The organism is Streptomyces sp. NBC_00012, from assembly GCF_045040875.1.
Taxonomy (GTDB): domain Bacteria; phylum Actinomycetota; class Actinomycetes; order Streptomycetales; family Streptomycetaceae; genus Streptomyces.
The window spans coordinates 555,558-575,568 of record NZ_CP108309.1; the positions used below are offsets into that span (position 1 = coordinate 555,558).

General features: G+C 70.3%; 14 protein-coding genes and 3 pseudogenes. 4 read left to right on the forward strand and 13 right to left on the reverse strand.

All coding sequences use genetic code 11. The annotated features are described in order from the left end of the window. Positions 1–206: 206 nt before the first annotated feature. From OHA19_RS02850 to OHA19_RS02860, 3 genes are all read right to left on the reverse strand, one after another. A complete protein-coding gene (locus OHA19_RS02850) occupies positions 207–1,457 on the reverse strand; it encodes an NADH:flavin oxidoreductase/NADH oxidase family protein (RefSeq protein ID WP_405749292.1) in 1,251 nt (416 codons plus the stop codon). Between the two features lie 60 nt (positions 1,458–1,517). Further along, complete coding sequence (locus tag OHA19_RS02855) at positions 1,518–2,156, reverse strand: TetR/AcrR family transcriptional regulator (protein ID WP_405720291.1); 639 nt, start codon at positions 2,154–2,156, stop codon at positions 1,518–1,520. A gap of 109 nt (positions 2,157–2,265) precedes the next feature. Next, the gene (locus OHA19_RS02860; RefSeq protein ID WP_405720289.1) at positions 2,266–3,201 is read right to left on the reverse strand and encodes a LysR family transcriptional regulator; all 936 of its coding nucleotides are present in this window, start codon (positions 3,199–3,201) and stop codon (positions 2,266–2,268) included. A gap of 126 nt (positions 3,202–3,327) precedes the next feature. Here OHA19_RS02860 and OHA19_RS02865 point away from each other — a divergent pair, with 126 nt between their 5' ends. After that, a complete protein-coding gene (locus OHA19_RS02865) occupies positions 3,328–4,572 on the forward strand; it encodes an MFS transporter (protein WP_405749296.1) in 1,245 nt (414 codons plus the stop codon). Between the two features lie 487 nt (positions 4,573–5,059). Here OHA19_RS02865 and OHA19_RS02870 read toward each other — a convergent pair whose 3' ends face one another. The 4 genes from OHA19_RS02870 to OHA19_RS02885 form a co-directional block, all read right to left on the reverse strand. Then, the gene (locus tag OHA19_RS02870; RefSeq protein WP_405749298.1) at positions 5,060–5,863 is read right to left on the reverse strand and encodes a MerR family transcriptional regulator; all 804 of its coding nucleotides are present in this window, start codon (positions 5,861–5,863) and stop codon (positions 5,060–5,062) included. Continuing rightward, positions 5,856–6,392 (reverse strand): VOC family protein, encoded by a 537-nt coding sequence (locus tag OHA19_RS02875; RefSeq protein WP_405720283.1) that lies wholly within the window; start codon positions 6,390–6,392, stop codon positions 5,856–5,858. The genes OHA19_RS02870 and OHA19_RS02875 overlap by 8 nt, the downstream gene beginning before the upstream one ends. 208 nt (positions 6,393–6,600) lie before the next feature. Next, positions 6,601–7,743 carry a glycoside hydrolase family 3 N-terminal domain-containing protein gene (locus OHA19_RS02880; protein ID WP_405749300.1) on the reverse strand — a complete coding sequence of 381 codons (1,143 nt, stop codon included), beginning with the start codon at positions 7,741–7,743 and terminating at the stop codon, positions 6,601–6,603. A gap of 163 nt (positions 7,744–7,906) precedes the next feature. Further along, complete coding sequence (locus tag OHA19_RS02885; protein WP_405749302.1) at positions 7,907–8,788, reverse strand: GH25 family lysozyme; 882 nt, start codon at positions 8,786–8,788, stop codon at positions 7,907–7,909. Positions 8,789–9,397: 609 nt separating this feature from the next. On the opposite strand from OHA19_RS02885, the gene OHA19_RS02890 reads away from it, so the two are divergent. From OHA19_RS02890 to OHA19_RS02900, 3 genes and pseudogenes are all read left to right on the forward strand, one after another. Next, the gene (locus OHA19_RS02890; protein ID WP_405720277.1) at positions 9,398–10,156 is read left to right on the forward strand and encodes a GntR family transcriptional regulator; all 759 of its coding nucleotides are present in this window, start codon (positions 9,398–9,400) and stop codon (positions 10,154–10,156) included. Positions 10,157–10,256: 100 nt separating this feature from the next. Beyond that, the gene (locus OHA19_RS02895) at positions 10,257–11,609 is read left to right on the forward strand and encodes an MFS transporter (RefSeq protein WP_405753205.1); all 1,353 of its coding nucleotides are present in this window, start codon (positions 10,257–10,259) and stop codon (positions 11,607–11,609) included. A gap of 140 nt (positions 11,610–11,749) precedes the next feature. Then, positions 11,750–13,206, forward strand: a pseudogene (locus OHA19_RS02900) (NF041680 family putative transposase). A gap of 8 nt (positions 13,207–13,214) precedes the next feature. Here the strand turns inward: OHA19_RS02900 and OHA19_RS02905 are convergent. From OHA19_RS02905 to OHA19_RS02930, 6 genes and pseudogenes are all read right to left on the reverse strand, one after another. Further along, a complete protein-coding gene (locus tag OHA19_RS02905; RefSeq protein ID WP_405749304.1) occupies positions 13,215–13,646 on the reverse strand; it encodes a hypothetical protein in 432 nt (143 codons plus the stop codon). A 355-nt stretch (positions 13,647–14,001) separates the two neighbouring features. Further along, positions 14,002–14,774: pseudogene (locus OHA19_RS02910) on the reverse strand (SDR family NAD(P)-dependent oxidoreductase). Continuing rightward, positions 14,747–16,738, reverse strand: a complete 1,992-nt coding sequence (locus OHA19_RS02915) for an SDR family NAD(P)-dependent oxidoreductase (protein ID WP_405753207.1) — start codon at positions 16,736–16,738, stop codon at positions 14,747–14,749. Before OHA19_RS02915 ends, OHA19_RS02910 begins: the two are co-directional and overlap by 28 nt. A gap of 692 nt (positions 16,739–17,430) precedes the next feature. After that, positions 17,431–17,655: an acyl carrier protein gene (locus OHA19_RS02920; protein ID WP_405720271.1), complete on the reverse strand. Its 225-nt coding sequence runs from the start codon at positions 17,653–17,655 to the stop codon at positions 17,431–17,433. After that, positions 17,631–18,785 (reverse strand): acyltransferase domain-containing protein, encoded by a 1,155-nt coding sequence (locus OHA19_RS02925; RefSeq protein WP_405720269.1) that lies wholly within the window; start codon positions 18,783–18,785, stop codon positions 17,631–17,633. The genes OHA19_RS02920 and OHA19_RS02925 overlap by 25 nt, the downstream gene beginning before the upstream one ends. Positions 18,786–19,555: 770 nt before the next feature. After that, a pseudogene (locus OHA19_RS02930) lies at positions 19,556–19,955 on the reverse strand (DUF302 domain-containing protein). Positions 19,956–20,011: the final 56 nt, after the last annotated feature.

Consider the following 20,011-nt stretch of genomic DNA (forward strand, 5'->3'; position numbering starts at 1 on the left):
TTGTGCCGCCGAGGTGGTCCCGATCCGGTCCGCCCTCCGGGGGCACCGCGCAGTGCCCGATCTTCACCGTCCACCAGCAAACCAGGGCCGGTCGGAGTCGCGCTGCTGGGGCGAGAACGGGCTCCCCAACCACCTCCCAGGGGACCTTCGGGTGCGGCATGGATCACCTGCTCGACTCGCTGGATCCGAGCGATGACACTGAGCGCTCAGCCGACGAGGCCGCGGCGCGCCGGTCTGCCGATGAGGCCGGTGGTGCGCAGGTAGTGCGGAATGTTGCGCAGTGGGTGGCGTTGGGGGTCGGGCTCCTTACCTCTGCCGATGCGGCGCAGCTGGACGCCGAACCACATGAGCTCGCCCATGCCTTCCAGGTGCTTGATACGCAGGCGGCGGGGCTTCACCGGCTTCGCTCCCGCCTCGCCGGCGAGCAGGCGGCGGGGAAGTTCCGGTTCCATGATCAGTGGTCGGCCGAGTCCGATGACGTCGACCGCTCCTCCGCCGATGGCCTCGCTCATGCCCGAACGGGTGCGGAACCCTCCGGTGACCATGAGCGGCAGCTCGGCACCGCTGTCGGTGAGGGACCTGCGCACGCGCTCGGCGTAGTCGAGGAAGTACGCCTCGCGCGCCCGCGTCGATGCCTTGACGCCGTCGTCGACGGCACCCATGAATGCGGTGGACTCGTAGTTCCCGCCGGAGATCTCCAACAGGTCGACGCCTTGTCCGGCCAGGGCGAGGACCACCTCGGTCGACTCGTCCTCCGTCATCCCGCCGCGTTGGAAGTCGGCCGAATTGAGCTTCACCCCGATCGGGGTCCGCGGGCCGAGCTCGGCACGTACTGAGGCGACGATTTCCAGCAGGAGCCGGCGCCGGTTGGCCGGGGTGCCTCCCCACTCATCGGTGCGCTTGTTGGTCAGTGGGGACAGGAACTGGCTGATCAAGTACCCGTGAGCGGCGTGGATCTGCACGCCGGTGAACCCTGCGTCCACCACGATGCGAGCCGCGGTGGTGAAACGGTGGATGATCTCTTCGATCTCGCCCGAGGCCAGCGCACGCGGCTTGCCGAACACCCCGGGCGCACCGGTGACGGCGATCTTCGAGGGCGCGACCGCCTCCCGGTTGAGTCCCCGCGGGGCCTGGCGGCCGGGGTGGTTGAGCTGAACCCACGCCTGCGCGCCATCTGCAGTGGCGGCCGCAGCCCACTCGCGCAGGAGATCCGTGTGCCCTTCGTCCTCGACCGCGATGTTGCCGGGCTCGCCCAGGGCCCGGCGGTCCACCATCACATTGCCGGTGATCAGCAGGCCTGCCCCGGAGCCGGCCCAGCGACCGTAGAGCCGGACCAGGTCCTGTGTCGGCGCCTGCACGCGGTCGCCGAGCGCCTCACTGAGCGCGGATTTCGCGATCCGGTTCGACAGGACGGCGCCGCTGGGCAGCGTCAGCGGCGTACTGAGTTCCACAAGCATGAGCCTTCTCCTATGACGGTCGGTATAGAAGGCAGCCTAGAGCTCTCCAGCAGATCCGTGTCAACCTTCTATGGCGATCGCCGTATCCGGTCCCGCCCCGGGCAGCAGGCTCTCCACGTGGGCGATCAGGGCCCGCTCGACCCTGTCCAGAGCACGCGCGCTCTGCTGGGCCTTGCCCAGGACCAGCGCTCCCTCGATTGCCGAGATCACCAGCGTGGCCAGCGCATCCGCCTCACCCGCCGCGAGCCCGCGCTGCCAGAACGCGGCGGAAACCGTGGCCTCCCACGTCGTGAAGGCCTCGCCCGCCGCGCGCCGCGCCTCGGAGCCGCCGGCGCCACCCTCGAGGGCGCCGGGCGCCGCCGGGCATCCGGCCGTGTAGTCGCTGTCGATCAGCTGCTGTCGGAAGTGGCCCACCATCAGCCGGATCGTCTCCACCGGGGCGTGGGTGGCGGTCAGCAGGCTGACCACCGCCCCGAGCTGTCGGCCCGCCCGCGCGGTCGCCTCGGCCGCGATCTGCGACTTTCCCTCCGGGAAGTAGTGATACAGCGACCCGCGCGGCGCACCGCTACGCTCCACGATGTCCGACAGCGCCGTGGCGGCCACGCCGTTGCGCTGGAACAGCTCGGTCGCACTGTTCAGCATCCGCTCGCGAGGCGAATCGGCCTCGGCTCCAGAGCCCTTGGGCGTGTCATCGCTCATGGGACTGACTATACCGGTCGACATAATGCGACCAGTCCGCTCACCCCCTGCGATGACCTCGGTCGACCCCCCTGAGCCCGGCGGGGCCGGCCGCGCGGGCGGGGGCCGTTCAGTGCGAAATCGCCCAGCCCGGTACCCAGGTCCCGGCGGCGTCGTGGCCGGCCGCGGTGGCTGCCAGATGAGCACGCAGCGTGGTCAGCGCCGGGTGGGGGTTGTCACGGTGCCAGAGGAGCGAGTGCGGGTAGACGGGCATCGGGTCGGTCACCGGGATGCGGCGCAGGCCGTGGCCGGCGGGCCAGATGAGGCGGGTGTGCTCGCCCATGAAGGTGGCAAGGGCCGGGGTGTCGGCGATGGTGTCGAGGAGCGCGTCGGAGCCGAAGTTGGGGCCGGTCGCCTCGATGGTGAGGCCGAACTCGGCGACGAGGTCCTCGTAGTAGGCGCCCCACTCGGTACCGGGGACGATGCCGGGCATCCAGATCCGGTGCCCGGCGAGCCGAGCGACGGTTACCGATCGGGCACCCGCCAGCGCGTGGGCGGGGCCGGTGAGGAGCTGGAGCGGTTCGTCGAGCACCCGTACGGACTCGATGTCCTCGGGAAGGGGCTGGCCAGGCGGGGCGACGGCGCGGAAGGACGCGTCGATCGCACCAGAGCGGATGGCGGTGACGGCCGTCTCGATGTCGAACAGCATCACCACGTCGAGATCGATCTCGGGGTACACGCGATGGAAGCCGCGCATCAGGCCCGACTGCGCGCTGCGCGAAGCGATCACGTCGACGCGCAGCGGACGGCGGACGGGGCGCACGGACGCGACCGCGCGCTCGGCGACGCGCAGCAGCTCGCGCGCGTGGGGCAGGAACGCCTGCCCATCGATGGTGAGCTCGGCGCCGCGGGGGGCGCGGGTGAACAACCGCACGCCGAGGCTGCGCTCCAGCGTGGCGATGCGTTTGGAGACAGCCTGCTGGGTGATCGACAGGTCGGCAGCGGCCTTCTGGAACTGGCCCGCTTCCGCAACGGCGACGAAAGTACGTACTGCTTCGGGATCCACGCGCTCCACCATAGTGAACAACGGATGGTTGTGAATGATCCGCAGTACAGTTGTTTGACCTGCCGTTGTGCAGCTCGCTTAGCTCTCACAGGTCGACTTCGGTTTGTTCGGGTGGGAGCGCTGCGCATGGTGGGCAGGAGGCCGTTGGGCCGGCAGTTCGGCTGGCTGTGGACGGCATATGCGGCGAGCGCCTATGGCTCCGGGCTGGGGTTCGGCGCATTGCCGCTGATCTCCGTGCTGGCGTTGCACGCCAGTCCCGCTGAGGTCTCCGCGTTGTCCGCGGCGGGGCCCGCGGTGGGCGCGCTCATCGCGCTGCCACTCGCGCCGTGGGTGGAGTTTCGGCGCAAGCGACCGGTCATGATCGCGATGGACCTGACCCGGTTCGCGGCGATGGCGACGATCCCGGTCGCCTATGCCTTCGGTTGGCTCAGTTTCATACAACTGCTCGTGATCTCAGCCGTGGTCGCCGCAGCCAAGATCGTCTTCAACGCGGCGAGTGGCGCCTTTCTCAAGGCCCTCGTCCGGCCGGATGACCTGCTTGTGGCCAACGCGCGATTCGAATCCACGAACTGGAGCTCCATCGCGGTCGGACCGCCGCTCGGCGGGGCGGCGATCGGCCTGTTCGGACCGGTCACCACGGTGGTGGTCGACGCGCTCAGCTACCTGCTGTCCGCACTGAGCATCGCCGCGATCCGCGGCCGGGAAGAAGCGCCGCAGACAACCGGCAGAAGCCCGGCCCGGGCGAGCGCACTGCTTGACGGCTGGCGACACATCATGGGCCATCCCGTGTTGCGGGCGCTCTACCTCAACCAAATGCTCGTCGCCGGTCTGATCATGGCCACCGAGCCGTTGCTGGCCGTGCTCCTTCTTCGCCAGCTCGGATTCCCACCCTGGCAGTACGGCCTCGCCTTCGCCGCTCCCTGTGTCGGCGGACTCATCGGCTCCCGGCTGGCGCGCCGTGTCGTGGCCCGCTACGGCCAGCACGCGGTCTTCCGGACCGTCGGCACCCTGCGCGCCATCTGGCTGATCGGCCTGGCCTTCGTCCGTCCCGGCATCGTCGGCCTCATCACCGTGATAGCCGTCGAGCTGGCGATCATCATCAACATGAGTCTGTACACCCCGGTGCTCGCCACCTACCGGCTCGAACACACCCCCAAGCATCTCGTCGCCCGAACCCTGTCGGCCTGGTCGATCGGCCAGCAGGCGTCCATCGCCGTCCTCACCGCGCTCGCCGGCCTGCTCGCCGACGTCACCAGCCCACGCGCCGCTCTCACGGTCGCGGGACTGCTCATCCTGGCCACCCCGCTCTTGCTCCCCCACTACGCCCAGACGCCGCAGCACGAGCCGGGACCGTCCCGCAGCCACTCATGAGGCACCGCAATTCGCCACTGAACTCCGCAGGCCACAGCCGGACCTGGTTCCTGCTACCGCCCAGTGCCGTACGGATGCGCCGTCCCGACCCCGCAAATCCTCCTGGTCGCGGCACTTGCGTGCGGCCGTGAGCACAACCCGATGCCGGAGCCGATGCGCCGTGCGGTTCACCAGCTCGAGTCCGAAGCGGTCGGGCATTGCCAGGAGACCATGGCTGCTCCAGCTTCGGCATCGCGCGACTGGAAATCGGACGACGCTGTCCCCGCAGCCACGAACGCGACGGACCCCACGCGCCCCGGCCGGTCCTCCGAACGAGGCGGAACCCTCCGGTAGTTGAGGAGGTCGGGGCGCGGTGCGATTGCTGTACGGCGGCAGGCAACGCCGGTCGGGAGGGTACGCAGTGGCCCGAGGACGACCCGCAGGTGCGGTCACATCGGCGTGCCCGCAGTTCGGCGGCGCGGCGGAAGTCGGCTTCGGGACCCGCGCTCTACTGCCAGGTCACGGTGTCGGGGTCGATGCCGTGGGCGCGTGCGCTGGCGTCGACGATGCGGCGGAACCATGTGGCAAGGCCGGCGCGGATGCCGTCGTAGTGGGCAGCGAATCCCGGATCGGTCTCATACATGCGGCCGAGACAGACCTGCATCTGCCGGGTGAGGGGAAAGTACGAAGCGAAGACTTCGCGGTGCCGCTCGACAAGTTGATCGGCTTCTGGGCTACCGGGTGTGACACCGGCCTCCATCGCGTCCCCGAGGGCGCGGTCGAGGCCGGCGACGGCGTCGGCGATGGCCTGCCATTCCTCCGGGCCGCGAGAGGCTGAGCGTTCGGCGTACTGCAGCCATTGCGCCGTGTCGCCGTAGCGCTGACGGGCTTGGGCGGGCCAGTCCGGGTTCCACTGGGGGCCGAAGACCTCGACCTGCTGCTCCACGGTCAGCAGCAGGCCTCGGTCGTGGGCATCGATCATCCGGTCCAGTCCGGCGCCGAGTTGCTGGAGGCGGTCGATCCGCTCAGCGACGTGGGCGCGCTGCGCACGCAATGCGCCGGGCACATCTGCGGTCGAGTCGTCCAGGATGGCTCGAATCCTGTCCAGGCCGAGGCCGAGCTCGCGGTAGACGACAACGCGGTGCAGGCGTTCCAGATCACCGGCGGTGTAGAGCCGGTATCCGGCAGCCGTGCGCAGCGACGGTCGTGCGAGACCGATCTCGTCCCAGTGGTGCAGCGCGCGGACCGTCAAGCCCAGGCGCGTCGAGACCTGACCGACGGTCAGGCCATCGGCGTCAGTGGCATCAGGCATGTTCCCCATTGTCGCCGCGACCGGCGCCCGGTGGGGTGATCCCGATGGCTTCGAGGTTCCGCGCCTCCTGACTGGCCGGATCAAAGGGCTTCGCCGCAGTGAGAACGACCCGTGCGTTCTCGGGGGTGATCACCTCCACATCGCGGGTGTTCCAGGGAGTGTCCCGTGGACCGTCGACCGAGTCCGGGCGCGCCGCACGACAGGCCTCGACGAGGGAGTCGAGCTGGCTGAGCACACACGAGAAACTGACGCTCATTGCAGGTGGCTGCTCCGGTACGCTCGCCGCCGAGACGAGGAGTACGTCCTGGAACGCCCACCGGCGCAGATGCACGAGCGTGCCGGGGATACTGAACAGCTCGAAGAACCCGAGCCCACGAATCCAGAAGTCCAGCGATGCCGCCAGATCATTCGTGGGGATCGTCACGAAAGCGGGCATTCCATAGATGCCGCGGAACGGCTCCGGCGGAACCGCATCCGGGCCGGGAGCAGGCACGGGACTCGTCTCAAACGCGTTGTAGTAATCGCTCATGCGCCCCACTTTCCGGCCTCACGCAACGTGAGGGTCAAGCCGGGTCCGTGGATCTCGCCCTGGCGCAACGATGCGACCGGCGTCGTGCCGCCGCTGAACGGGGCGCGCCCGGCGACGGCGTGCACCAGCAGGCTCACCGTGCTGAAGCGCGGCCGTCGCGTGCGGCGCGTATGCCGTTCCCCTCGACCTGTATGTGTGCTGTGCCGGGTCAGGACAGGCTGCCGCGAAGGGCGTTGACACGCCTGGCGCCCGCGTCGAAGCTCGCACCGTCGAGAGTGCCGTCCGCCAGGGCCTCGCTCAGCGCGACCACGGCCTCGCCCCCCTGGTCGGCGTCGCGGGCCGAGCAGAGGATCAGGTCCATGCCCGCCCCGGTGGCCAGTACGGCGCGCTCCGCCGTACTTCCGTAGTCCCGGAGGGCTCCGGCCTCCAGGGCATCGGTGACCGTCACGCCCTGGAAGCCGAGCCGGTTCCGCAGTTCGCCGACCACGATCGGGGACAGGCCGGCGGGCCTGTCCGCGTCCAGCGCCGGGTAGACGGCCCAGGAGAGCATGACCAGCTTCGTCCCGGCGGAGATCGCCGCCCGGTACGGCACCTCGTCGACGCCACGCAGGGTCGACGCGGATGTGGTGAGGGTGACGGGGCCCAGGTCGGTGTTCTGGTCCGCGGAGGCGGGGCCGAGGCCGGGGAAGTGCTTGGCGGTGGCGGCCACCGCGGCATCCTGCTGCGCGGTGATGAAGGCCGAGCCGCAGGTGGCGACCGCCGCCGGGTCCTTGCTGTACGAACGCTCATACTGGTCGGTGAAGTCACCGGCCGTGCGGTACACGTCGAGCACCGGCGCCAGGTTGACGTTCATACCGACGCCCGCGAGGTTCGAGCCCGCACCGCTGCCGGTGAGCTCCGACTGTCCCTCCGGGTCCGCGGAGGCGCCGACGTCCTTCGCGGACAGCACGGGCTCGCCGGGCAGGCGGCGCACCATGCCGCCCTCCTGGTCGGTCATCAGGAGCAGCGGGGCGTTGACGGGGGCGGAGGCATGCGCCTCGTTCATCTCCTGGACGACGCCCTCGATCTGGCTCAGGTTCTTGATGTTCTCCGCGAAGAAGATCACCCCGGCCGTACGGCCCTCCCTGATCGCGTCCATCAGCCGGGCCGGGGGCTCGAGTCCCGGGTAGGAGTGGATGACGCACTGTCCGGCGCGCTGGGCCGGGGTCAGGGCGTTCAGGGGGACGTGCGACCTTTTGGGAATCCGTGCGGCCGCGTCCGTACGGCCCGCCGGCCCCAGCCCTCCGACCAGGGCCGCCGTTCCGGCGAGCAGAGCGCCGCGCCTGCTGAGGGGCTGTGGTGTCGAGCTCATGACTTTCTCCTTCGCGAGCTGTCGTCGTGCCCGGCCCGTGCCGGGACGGGGAGCCCTCCGGAGGGGCGGTGACGCCCGGATCCGGGGGCTCTCCGACCCGTGGAACCGATCACACCGGGGTCACGAACCCCCAGAGCTGGTCACTGTGCGCCCGGTCGCGCCGTCAGGGGGTGTTGTTGGCCAGGGCCAGCAGGCGGGAGCGGTCACCGCCGAAGTAGTCGCGGTCGACGTTCCCGGAGATGCCGCTCACCGAGCCGGTGGAGGTGTACTGCCAGACGGTCCAGTACGGGAAGCCGCTCGGGATGGTCGGGCTGCCGGTGGTCCAGTGGGCCACCCACAGCGGGCTCCTGGTGGACATGCCGCTCCAGCCGCCGGTGCAGGAGTTCCACCAGCTCGCGCTGGTGTAGATCACGACATCACGGCCGGTGCGGGCCTTGTACCTGTTGTAGAAGTCGAGGATCCACGACTGCATCGCCGCGGCCGACTTGCCGTAGCAACTGCCCTCGATGTCCAGCACGCCCGGAAGCGTCAGGTTGTCGCGGGACCAGGCGCCACCGTTGCTGGCGAAGAAGTCCGCCTGTGCCGCGCCACCGGACACGTCCGGCCGCGCGAAGTGGTACGCGCCCCGGATCACGCCCGCGTTGTAGGCGCCCAGGTAATTGGCGCTGAACTTGGGGTCCTTGTACGAGGTGCCCTCGGTCGCCTTCATCCAGGCGAACTCGATGCCCGCGCCGCGAACCGAGCCCCAGTTGATGCCGCCCTGCCAGCTGGAGACGTCCACACCCGCGGGGCTCGCCAGAAGTCCTGCGTCCGGCGTCTTTTCGAGGTTCAGCTGCCGGGTGTCCGGCTTGAAGTCCTTGCTGTCCTGGACGTAGCCCACGCCCATGTAGCCCTTGCCCTGCGGCACGGCACTGTCGGAAGGCAGCGGCATCGCGGAGGCGGTGCCCGACATCAGACTGAGAGTCAGCGCGGCGCTCACGCCGACGACACCGGCCGCCGTGAGTCTCTTCTGCGCGGACTTGGCGGAAAGGATCCGGGAGAACAAGGTTTCCTCCTGCTTGGTCGAGGGGTGAGATTCAGTGGTGCCGAGCGGTGCTTCGGTGCGGTGGATCTCGGCGCGCCCGGTGGGAGGGCGGCGCGACAAACAGAAAGGCCGGTGTGCGGGGTCGGCAGGGGCGAGCAGGCGGCCCCTGCGTACCGTGGACGTGCATGCGTTGCGTTGTGCCGGTGGGCCGGTGAAGCGGGGTTGTGCGTCCGGCCAAGAGGACTTGGCTGCGCGCTTCCACAGAGCGATCTACGCGCGTCTACTTGATGCGGACATGCCATAGTGAGCCACAGAAACACGCGTGGGGTAAGTGGGTTTCCGCTTCGTTAGTGGTCTAGACCGATCTGCGCTCCGGTGAGCTGCGAAAACGGATCGACGTCGACAGAATTTTTACAAGTGGCGGGGAGCGGCCGGGCAGAGGCCCGGCGGGGGCGGAAGCATCCGGCGGATACCCGTTCGCCGTCCGTCGGATTCGCATCGCACGAGCACCCTCGGCCGTCCGCGCACCGAGCGTATTGCTGCTCCAGTAGCTTTCGCCCGGTGCAGTAGCTTGCCAACGCCGCCCCGGACCACCGGCTGCCGCACCGTCGAGAAACCGGAGAGTCGCCCATGCCCCGAGAGACCCCGTACCTCACCGTGGCCGACGCGCTGCGCGCACGGGTTCTCGCGGGAGAGTGGGAAGTCGGGAAGCGGCTGCCGTCCCGGGCGCGGCTCGCCGAGGAGTACGGGGTCGGGCGCAATGTCGTGCAACGGGCCGTGGACGGCCTGATCATCGCGGGGCTCCTCGAAGGGCGCGCGGGCTCGGGCACCTTCGTCCGCACGCCGCGCGAGCGCCTGCGGATGGTGCGTTCGCGACACCTCGGGCGCCGGGGCGGACCCCCTTCCCTCGCCGGCATGAAGGAGCGGGGCAGGGCCGGGGCCTGGGATTCGCACAGTCAGGTGCGCGTCCCCGCCCCCGGGGCGATCGCCGCGCGGCTGGCCATCGGTCCCGAGGACCTCTGCGTCCACACGCACTACGAGTTCCTCGCCGACGGGCAGCCCGTCCAGCTCTCCGAATCGTGGGAGCCGATGGCCATCACGGACGGAACGCCGGTCATGCTGCCCGAGTCGGGGCCCTTCGCCGGAAAGGGAGTGGTCGAGCGGATGCGTTCCATCGGTGTGGTCGTCGAGACCGTGGTCGAGTTGCCACGCCCGGCCCGTGCCACCCGGGTGCAGGCGAACCTGTTGGGGATCGGCGTCGGAGACCTGGTGCTCCGGATCGAACGGATCATCCACGACACCGACGGACGTCCGGTGGAGACCGCCGACATCATCGTTCCCGACGTGCGCCGGGAGGTGGCCTATGAGTTCGGGGTCGACCGGCCGTAGCCGTCGCGTCCGGCGAAAGCACCCCCCCTGGAGGCGTCCGACGGCGCACCTGATGGAGCGATATTCCGAATTCGGCAGCATTCGACAGTGGGTGATGTGTATGTCAGTGTCTTCCCGACTCGGGCTCCTGCGCGATCCGGACTTCGGGCGTCTGTTCGCCGCCACGGCACTCGGTCAGCTGGGCGACCGCATCATTTTTCTCGCGCTGCCCCTGGTCGCGATCGTGGCATTGGAAGCGGACGAATTCCAGGTGGGGTTGCTGACCGCGACGACCACCGCGGGCTCGCTCCTGGTCGGGCTGCCGGCAGGGGCATGGGTGGACCGCATGCGGAAGCGGTCGGTGATGATCTGCACCGATGTCGCGAGGTCGCTGATCCTCCTGACGATACCGGTGGCGTGGTGGGCCGGTCTTCTGACGATTCCGTGGCTCTGCTCGGTCGCGTTGGCCCATGGGGTGCTGACGGTGTTCTTCGACGTCGCCCACGTAAGTTGTCTGCCGCATCTGGTGGGACGCGGGAACCTTGTCGAAGGGAACTCGAAGCTCTCGGCGATACGCTCGGTGACCAGTATCGGTGGACCCGCGGCAGCGGGCCCGCTGGTCGGTTGGGCGGGCGCGCCCGCGACGCTCCTGGTGAGTTCGGTGGGAATGGCCGCATCGGGTCTTCTCGCGTTCCGCATCCGGAAACCCGAAGAGAAGCCGGTGCCGAGCGAGCACCCTCGGTTGCGTCGGGACATCGGTGAAGGGCTGAAGTTCGTCCTCGGGCATCCCGTCCTGCGCGCGACCATGATGGGCGATGCGATGTTCAACCTCTCCCTGGTCACGTACCAGACGATGTTGTTGGTCTTCCTGAGAAGGGAGTTGGACCTCGGGTCCTTCGGTATCGGGCTCGTTCTGTCGGGAATGGGTTGTGGCGCGTTGCTGGGGGCCCTGGTGGCGGCCAGGCTCTCGAAGCTGCTCGGGCAGGGTCCGGTCGTATGGCTCGCCCCCTTGGTCACCTGCCCATTGACGGCCCTGATGCCGTTGGCGCGGCCCGGCTGGAGCGTGTACGCGGCGGCGGTCGGACTCGCGGCTCTCTCGCTGGGCGGGGTCGTCCGCGTCGTGGCCCAGTCCAGTTTCCAGCAGGCCCTCACACCGGACCGTCTCCTGGGCCGGATGAGCGCGACCGTCCGGTTCGTGTCCGGGGGCAGCCTTCCCCTGGGCGGGCTTCTGGGTGGATTCTCGGGCTCCACGCTCGGGGCGACGGCCACACTGTGGCTCGGCGCGGGCGGCATGACACTGAGCTTCCTCCCGAACTTCCTTTCACCGCTTCGTGCCATGCGCGCGTTGCCCGAGGAGGGCACCCCCCGAGGCCGTGCGTCGAGATGCTCTCCCCTTCACCGTCCCGAGACGCGGGCGTCACGCCCTCCGGTAAGCGAGCGTGGCGTTCCGCCGGTGCAAAGCGACAGCCCTTAGCTTGATCTTTAACCTCGGGGCCCGAACGAGTCCTCGTACTTGATCACTCGGACCGGTAACTGCCGTACGTGCAGGCGGCCTTCGTCTGAGCATGTGATCCGACCAAGGAACACACAACACTCAGCACGAAGGCCGTGGGAATGAGTCTGTCGCATCGCGTCTTACGGCAGGATCCGTTTGCGGAACTGTCACGCTTCCGGGGTGAGTTCTATTCCTGTCTGACCAGGCGGGCGGATGCGTTGTTCGAGCTCGCGGACGCCGTGTTGTGCGCCGATGGTCCGGTCCGGTCGCTGGTGGAGCTGTCGCTGGTGGGCGAGCATCGTCGCGGGCATGGTGGGCTCTACGACGCTCTGGCCGCGGGCGAGGTCGATGTGGCCCGGCTTCGGCGGGCCCTGACCGCGGTGCCTCTGCCGCGATCGGCGGACGGCCGGCTGGTCCTGGCCGCCGATATCACCTGCTGGCTGCGGCCCAGCGCGCACACCTCACCGCAGCGGATCCTGTGTCACACCTACGGGCGGGGCAAGGACCAGCACATTCCCGTGCCCGGCTGGCCGTACTCGGTGATCTGCGCACTGGAGACGGGCCGCAGTTCGTGGACGGCGCCGCTGGACGCGCTGCGTCTGGCCCCGGGGATGATGCTGCCACGGTCACGGCCGGGCAGATGCGTGAGCTCGTCGAGCGGCTGATGGCGGCCGGGCAGTGGAAGGACGGCGATCCGGACGTTCTGATCGTGGTGGACGCCGGATACGACGTGCCACGGCTGGCCTTCCTGCTGAAGGATCTGCCGGTGCAGGTGCTGGGCCGGATGCGTTCGGACCGCGTCCTGCGCCGTGCAGTCCCGCCCCGCGAGCCCGGCGCCCGGGGCCGCCCGCCCCGCCACGGCGGCGAGTTCGTCTTCGGCGACCCGACCACCTGGAACACACCCGACGCGCAGACGGTGACCGCAACCCGTCTCTACGGCACCGCCACCGCACGGGCCTGGGACCGGCTCCACCCGAGACTGACCCACCGCTCGGCCTGGACCGCCCAGCTGGGCTCCCTGCCGGTCATCGAGGGGACCGTGATCCGCCTGCAGGTCGAGCACCTGCCCAGCGGCGCGACACCGAAGCCGGTGTGGCTGTGGTGGTCGGGCACCGACGCCACCGCCACCCAGGTCGACCTGCTCTGGCAGGCATTCCTGCGGCGCTTCGACATCGAGCACACCTTCCGCCTCTTCAAGCAGACCCTGGGCTGGACCTGCCCCAAGATCCGCACCCCCGAAGCAGCCGACCGCTGGACCTGGCTGATCCTCGCCGTCTTCACCCAGCTACGTCTGGCCCGCCCGCTGGCAGCCGACCTCCGGCGGCCGTGGGAGAAACCGAGCCCGCCCGACAGACTCACCCCCGCACGAGTCCGCCGCGATTACCGGCACCTCCGCCCCAAGGCAGCCTGTCCCGCCGGAGCACCGAAATCCTCCCACCCCGGCCCAGGCCGGCCACCCGGCCGCAAGAACACCCGGCCAACCCCACGCCACGACGTGCACACGGTCGGCAAAACGGCCCCCGCAAAGCGACGAACGAAGAAGCCAACGACCCCACGTCCACGCCGCACAGGTTAAAGATCAAGCTAGGGCAGACCCACCAGTCCCCAGCCCCGGCGGGCAGACTCCACCGTCACGTCGCCCCATTCGCTCAGAAGCGCGGCGAAATCTTCGAAGGTGTCCGGGCGGCCTGCCCAGCCCTCGCACTCGGCGGCGAACGGCTCACGCATCTCCTTGAGGTGAGGCTCCACGCGATTCCACGCGCGGGCCTTGCGGGTCACTCCCCCGGGCGGGCACACCAGCAGGATGTGCGGGTGCAGGCGGTCGGTGACCGGAGGGAAAAATCCTCCACCACCGGTCAACACAGGATCATCGGCCGGATCCGCGTCCCAGATCAGACCGCCGAGAAAGGTGTCCATCGCGTCGCGCGCGGATGCGTCGACGAGGGGACGCATGTCGGCCCACGCGGCGCCCGCGCGGCCATGCTCGCGATAGGCGCCGGTGGTGGTGAAGAACACGTACTCGGCACACCACGCAGACCCCCGGTCCGGGGGCCACAGCCAGCCACCGGCCGGTCCGTACCTCACTGAGTAGTCGATGTCGGTCTCCGGTGGCCACATCGCGTCGTCCAGTGCCTCGGCCCGGCTCTCGACAGGCACGGCCCCCAACTGCTCCCAGTCCGCCATGAACAATGTGAGATCCCGACCCATCGCAGCAGCATAGGCAGAACGGGCGAGGTGCTGCGTGGAGTGGTCGTCGACGCCGACAGCGGACTCGTCGTCGCGGAAGGACGGGCGCTGCCCGGGAACCGCAACGGCTGCGCCGTAACGACCACGAAGACGTGACAACTGCACACCTCCGCCCGGGAGGGCTTCACACGGTGGCACCTCCGTCGACGGGGATGCACGCGCCTGTGATGCCGGAACCGGCGTGGGAGGCGAGGAGCAGTACGGCGGCGGCGAACTCCTCCGGCCGGGTCAGGCGGCCGGTGGCGGTGCGGGCGGTGAAGTGGCGGACCAGGCCGTGGTAGTCGGTGCCGAGAACGCGCGCGGCCCGGGGTCCCTGTTCGGTGAACCAGTCGGTCTCGACCGCACCGGGGCATACGCAGTTGGCGGTGACTCCGTACGGGCCCGCTTCTTTGGCCAGGACCCGAGTGAGCCCGATCAGCGCGTGCTTGGCTGCGGCGTAGGCGCAGAGTCCGGGATCCGGGTCGCGGCCTTCCATGGAGGAGATGTTGATGACGCGACCGGAGCGTTGTGGGATCAAGTGGGTCAGGGCGTGGCGGGTGGTGTAGAGGGCGGAGTCGAGGTTGAGAGCGAGGGTGTGGTGCCAGGTGTCGTCGCTGATGTCGGCGACGGTGGCGAAGTCGGCGGCGCCACCGACGTTGTTGACGACGATGTCGAGGTGGCCGTAGCGGTCCACCGTCTCGTCCACCGCGCGTTCGGCTTCGGCCCGGTCGTGGCGTCGGCCACGCACAGGGTGACGTCGTCTCCGGCGTCCAGCCGGTCGACGGCTGCTCGGCCGCTGTCCTCGGACCGGCCGGTGATGACGAGCCGGGCGCCGTGGGCGTGGAGGGTGTGGGCGATGGCCAGGCCGATGCCGCGGGTGGCTCCGGTGATCAGTGCGGTCTTGCCGGTGAGGTCCATGTGCTCTCCCGTCGTGGGCGGTGTGACCGGTGATGGGTGACGAGCGTGACCGTGTGGGGTGTTCCGGGCAGGCTCAGGGGCAGCAAGTGCCAGCCGAGAGGGGCCGGGTCCTGCCCCAGCCGGGCCAGGGAGAGCCGGGGGCACAGGGTGATCTCCACATCGACGAGGGCACGCAGCAGGGACCAGCCCAGGGCCTTGGCGATGGCTTCCTTGGCCGTCCACAGCGTGAGGAACTCTTCCTTCTGCACGGTCGCGGGCCGTTCGGCCAGCGCGGCGCCCTCGCGCGGGCGAAGGGCGTAGCGCAGCAGGTGCGGTGGCGGAGGGGAGGCCAGGTGCTCGATGTCGATGCCGATCCGGACGCCGTCCCGGGGTGCTGCGAGCAGTGCGGCCACGGTCACGGGGCCGCAGTGGGCGGCGGCCACGCCGGTGACCGAGCCGAAGTTGCACCACAGGCGCGGGGTGAGAGCGCCGGTGAACGCGGCGCGCAGATGGTGGTAGCCGGACAGCTTGACGTCGCGGATACGGCGCATGCCGGGCAGGGTCTTGCGGGTGATGTCGCCCGGATGGTGCAGCCCTGCGCCGTTGACGAGCAGGTCGACGTGGCCCTCCTGGTCGCGGACGGCGTCGGCCAGGGCACGTACAGCGTTCGCGTCCGTGACATCGCAGGTGTGGAAGTGGACCTGGCCGGCGCCGCACGATTCGCTCAGGGCCCTGAGTGTCAGCGCGGACTCACGGGCGTGCAGGAGGCGGTCGAAGGCGGCGCTGATCTCGCCCACCGGACGCCGCGGCGTCCGGGTGCGCTGGTCGGTGATGTAGCGGGCGCGCGCCGCCGGCAGCTCCCGGTCGGGGGTGTGCAGCAGGTCGTGCGGTGCTTCGTCGGGACGGCTGGACCCCACCAGGCGGAGCCGCAGAGGCACATCACGTGCGAGGGCGAGCAGGCACGCGGCGGTGATGCCGCGGGCGCCGCCCGTCGCCACGACCACCGCCCGGGGAGCGAGCGGCAGGTCTTCGCCCGTTACGGGAGGGTCGTTCTCGGTGAGCCGCTGGACGAAGCGGGTGTTCCCGCGATGGCGGACCACGGGCAACCCATCGGCCGGACGGGCGAGTTCGTCCTCCAGAGCGGCCAGTACGGCCGGCGGTTCGCTGCTGTCGCCGACCACCGCGCGCACGGTGCAGCCGGTCAGTTCCCAGGCCAGGGACTTGACGAAGCCGGTGAACAGGTGGGCATGCGGGGCGGCTTCCGCTCCGACGAACGGCGCGGTCACCCCTACCGCGACCGTACCGCCCGCGGCGATCCGGTCGCGAGACTGACGTACGGCCCAGAACGCCGCCTCCTGCAAGGCCAGTACGTCGGCGGCGGGCGGGGCGGGCCAGGCAGGCGCGGAGTGCAGATCGGCGACGACCCGTAGATGCCGGAACCCCTCCGGGTTGTCGCGCAGGACGCGGCCGACGGCCTGCTGCGGGTCCTTGTCCCCGTCGACGGCGAGCAGGCGGCAGTGGACGCCGGCCTCGACAATGGCGCACAGAGCGCGCGCGCACCGGGGGCCGGTGATCACCAGGGTGCGGGCCGGCAGCGGCCGTGCACCGGTGCCGCACCGTCCGGCCGCCTCCCAGCTCAGGGTGTGCCGCCGGGTGGCGTGGGCCGGGGCGCTTTCGTCGGGCCGGGTCGAAACCGCCGATGTCGGGGCCGCCGATGCGGGCACCGGGTCTCGGGCGACGAGGTGCCGTAGGGCAGCCACCAGGTCGTCGGCTCCCAGGTAGCTCCACCCGTCCGGTTCGTGGCGCCCGGTGGGCAGCCGGTTCAACAGGGTGTCGAGGGCGGCGAGGAGGGGCCAGCCACGGGCTCGGGAGACGGAGGCCCGGGTGAGCACCAGGGTGAAAGCCCCTTCCGCCGGCTTCCGGGAACCGTCGATGCCGTACAGGCGGGTGAGCAGAGGCCCGGTGACGCCGTTGACGCCCAGCACCAGTGCCAACTCCAGTTCCCCGCGCCGCAGATGCGCGGCGGCGGCCCCGAGTGCGCTGCGCCCGAGGTGAGCCCGGAGTCGAGGGTCATCGTAGGACCGTGCAGGTCGTGCAGGGCGGCGACCCGGGCGGGGATCACGTTCGGCATCAGCCCGGCCAGAGTGTCCTCCCCGGGGCCGGTCCGTTCGCGCACCGCGTCGAGGAACGCCGAGGTGGCGTTCCGCAGCGCGGCACGGTCGAGTCCGCGGGGCAGCGGGTGCCCCACCGCCTCGGCCAGCGAAGCGGCGTGGCAGCGGACCGTCATGTCGGGCGACCCCGCGGGAACACCGGTGTGGGCGGCGAAGACCCCGCAGGTCTCCCCCAGCCCCTCCCACCAGGGCGGGCGTCCGGGGGGACGAGGGCGGCAACGGCCTGCAGAGCCATGAGCTGGGCCCGGTCGACGCCCTCGGCGGTGGGTGCGGGTATGCGCACCTCGGCGAACTGGCCCGCAGCATCTCCGCCCGGCCACCGGCGGAACGGATCGACGCGACGGTCTCCTCGGCGGCCTGCGGCGAGTGGAAGGCATTGACCACCACGAGGGCTCCGTGCCGGGCCAGTTCACGGCTGATGGCCGCGCCCACCACCTTGCCGCCCCCGGTGACCAGGGCGATCTTCCCGTCGAGGTCCCGTGCTGCGGACATGTCCGAGCGGCCGCTCATGCCGGCACCTCCGCGTTCGTGCCGTCCGCGGGCAGTGTCCTCAACAGCCCGGCGAGCGAGTCCAGTGTGGTGTAGCTGGTCAGGCGGGAGCCGTCCGCCGGCAGGGTGCGCCCGAAGTGTTCGGCGGCTCGGGCGAACAGTTCGGTCTGCTTGATCGAGTCCACCCCCAGATCCGCTTCCAGATCGGCATGGCCGGTCAGGACCTCGGGCGGATACCCCAACGCCGCCGCGTACAGGGACCGCAGCGTGGCCACGACGGACCGCCGGTCCGGGAACGCCTCCGTTCCGGGTGAAGCATCCTCAGCCTCGCTGCCGGCGTCCGAACCGGGAACGGACCCGGCGGCGCCCGCTGCCTCGGGGCGCCCCCGGCCCCGGTGACCGCGGACGCCGTGGCAGCCTTCGTCAGGCCGCTCAGTGCGTCGGCCAGCTCCAGTCCGCTCACCCGGCGGCGCAGCGGCGCGACAACCCGTACGTCCGGCACCGTCGCCATCACGAGATCGCTCAGCACACCGCGGGGTCCGCACTCCACGAACACTCCCACGCCCTGCGCGTGGAGCAGACGGACCGCGCTGGTGAACCGTGTGGGCCGCACCAGGTGGGCGGCGACCAGGTCCGCCACCGCGTCGGTGTCGTCCACCTGCCTCCCCAGGATCGCCGAGTGCAGCAGGTGCCGCGTCGCGCCGGGCCGCAGCGAGGCCGCCCGACGGGTGAAGTCGCCTGCCACCGCGGCCAATACGCGGTGATGAAAGGCGTACGGGACGCGTAACGCGGTCGCCCTGACGCCTATCGCCTCGGCGGCTCGCCGTACCCTGCCCAGGGGCTCGGCGGGGCCGGACACCACGCACTGACGGGGACTGTTGTCCGCGGCCAGGGCCACCTCCCATTCCCCGAGACCCACCAGCAGTCCCTCGGCCCGGGAGGCGGATGTCTCCAGTGCCAGCATTCCGCCACGCTCCGGCGGGCAGGCGGCGAACGCCTCGTCGCGGGCGGCCACCAGTTCCATGCCTTCCTCCAGCCCGTACACGCCAGCGGCGGTCAGGGCAACCAACTCTCCGAAGCTGTGCCCCAGCAGCACGTCGGGAAGCATTCCGTGACGTTCTGTCAGTATTCGGAACAGCACCATCTCGGCGGCGAACAGCGCCGTGTGCAGGTCCGCCGGGGCTTCGTCCACCAGCTCGGAAAGTGTCGGCGCCCGTTCGTCGAGCAGAAGCCGGGAGGGGGCGCCCCGCCCGAGGCGGACGGCCGTGGCGTCCAGACGGTGCAGTGTCTCCTCGACGAGCGGTTCATCAAGGGCGAGCCGGGCAAGAACGGCGGGCAGGTAAGCCCCCCTGCCCCGGAAACACGAAAGCACAGCGCTCGACCAAAGCAACTCCTCTGCACAGAGCGATACTTGGGAGGGACTTGGGACCCGCTTCATCCACCCTGTGCGGGCAGCGGGCAGCGGGCAGCGGCCGACGTCACGGGACGGGGGAAGAGGGGCGAAGGCACCACCGCCGGCAACCCCGCCCTCGGGGCGCCGACCGTTCCCGCCCGGGGCGTACAACGGGACATGTGCAAGCGGGTGTGTTGTGGCCGCCGGAACAAGAACCAGGCGAAGCCAGGGCAAGTAATGGAACAGGCAATAGAGCCAGGGCGATTCCCCGCCCGATGCACACGCAACTGAGCGTACGATCGAGGACACCCACAGTCGTCACCCAAACGAGTGACGAGATAGCGGTCGGAACCACAATCAGCTCGCCGAACGCGCGGCCGCGACCCCGCTCACTACCTCCGAGCGCCCCCGGCAGCCGTCTGGCCACGAGGATTCACGCAGCACCGAAGCCTGGACCGGAAGCCGGGCGGGAACGCCCGCCGCACCCCGCGGCGGCGGCGAGCCGGGACCTGGCGGGAAAGAAGCAGGGCAGCCCCTGGAGCCTGTTCAGCGAGCCGTATCCCGACAGCGCGCACGCGGGTCAGCCCAGCGGAAGCCGCGGCTTCACACAGGACGCGGCCGGAGTTCCACCGCCCGCCTCCGTCCGTCTCGACCCAGGCGTCGCACGGCAGCGAGGCGCCGCACGGCAGCCGGTACAGATGCGGCGCGTACTCCTCAGCACGCGACACACCGCGGAGCGGACAGCGTGATCAGGCGTGGGTCTCCTTGAGCGAGGCGAGGGCCGCGTCAAGGGCGGCGGGCGGCCTCCTCCGCGACGGGCGCCATGGCATCGAGGCCGGTGAGGGTGACCATGGTGCCGGGGTCGATGGCCTGCACGATCACCCCGTCGGCGTCGGCACGGACCACGACGTTGCAGGGGAGCAGAAGCCCGATCGAGCGATCGGCCTCCAGCGCGCGGTGGGCCAGCGGCGGGTTGCAGGCGCCGAGGATCAGGTACGGCTCCATGTCGTGATCGAGCCTGGCTTTGAGCGTGGCCTGAACGTCGATCTCGGTCAGGACACCGAAGCCCTGATCAGCCAGGGCCTGCCGGACGGCCCTCGTGATCTCCTCGAAGGAACCGGCCAGCCTCACAGTGCTGTCGTAGGGCATGGTGTCCCACCTCATTCCTCTCGTTGCCTGCGCCACCGGCGGGCACGGTCACGCGT

What these genes read in the sequence shown, in the direction of transcription:
- OHA19_RS02850 (WP_405749292.1), bottom strand. Translation starts at nt 1,457, where the DNA reads ATGCTTGTGGAACTCAGTACGCCGCTGACGCTGCCCAGCGGCGCCGTC.
- OHA19_RS02855 (WP_405720291.1), bottom strand. Translation starts at nt 2,156, where the DNA reads ATGAGCGATGACACGCCCAAGGGCTCTGGAGCCGAGGCCGATTCGCCT.
- OHA19_RS02865 (WP_405749296.1), top strand. Translation starts at nt 3,328, where the DNA reads ATGGTGGGCAGGAGGCCGTTGGGCCGGCAGTTCGGCTGGCTGTGGACG.
- OHA19_RS02870 (WP_405749298.1), bottom strand. Translation starts at nt 5,863, where the DNA reads ATGCCTGATGCCACTGACGCCGATGGCCTGACCGTCGGTCAGGTCTCG.
- OHA19_RS02875 (WP_405720283.1), bottom strand. Translation starts at nt 6,392, where the DNA reads ATGAGCGATTACTACAACGCGTTTGAGACGAGTCCCGTGCCTGCTCCC.
- OHA19_RS02880 (WP_405749300.1), bottom strand. Translation starts at nt 7,743, where the DNA reads ATGAGCTCGACACCACAGCCCCTCAGCAGGCGCGGCGCTCTGCTCGCC.
- OHA19_RS02890 (WP_405720277.1), top strand. Translation starts at nt 9,398, where the DNA reads ATGCCCCGAGAGACCCCGTACCTCACCGTGGCCGACGCGCTGCGCGCA.
- OHA19_RS02895 (WP_405753205.1), top strand. Translation starts at nt 10,257, where the DNA reads ATGTCAGTGTCTTCCCGACTCGGGCTCCTGCGCGATCCGGACTTCGGG.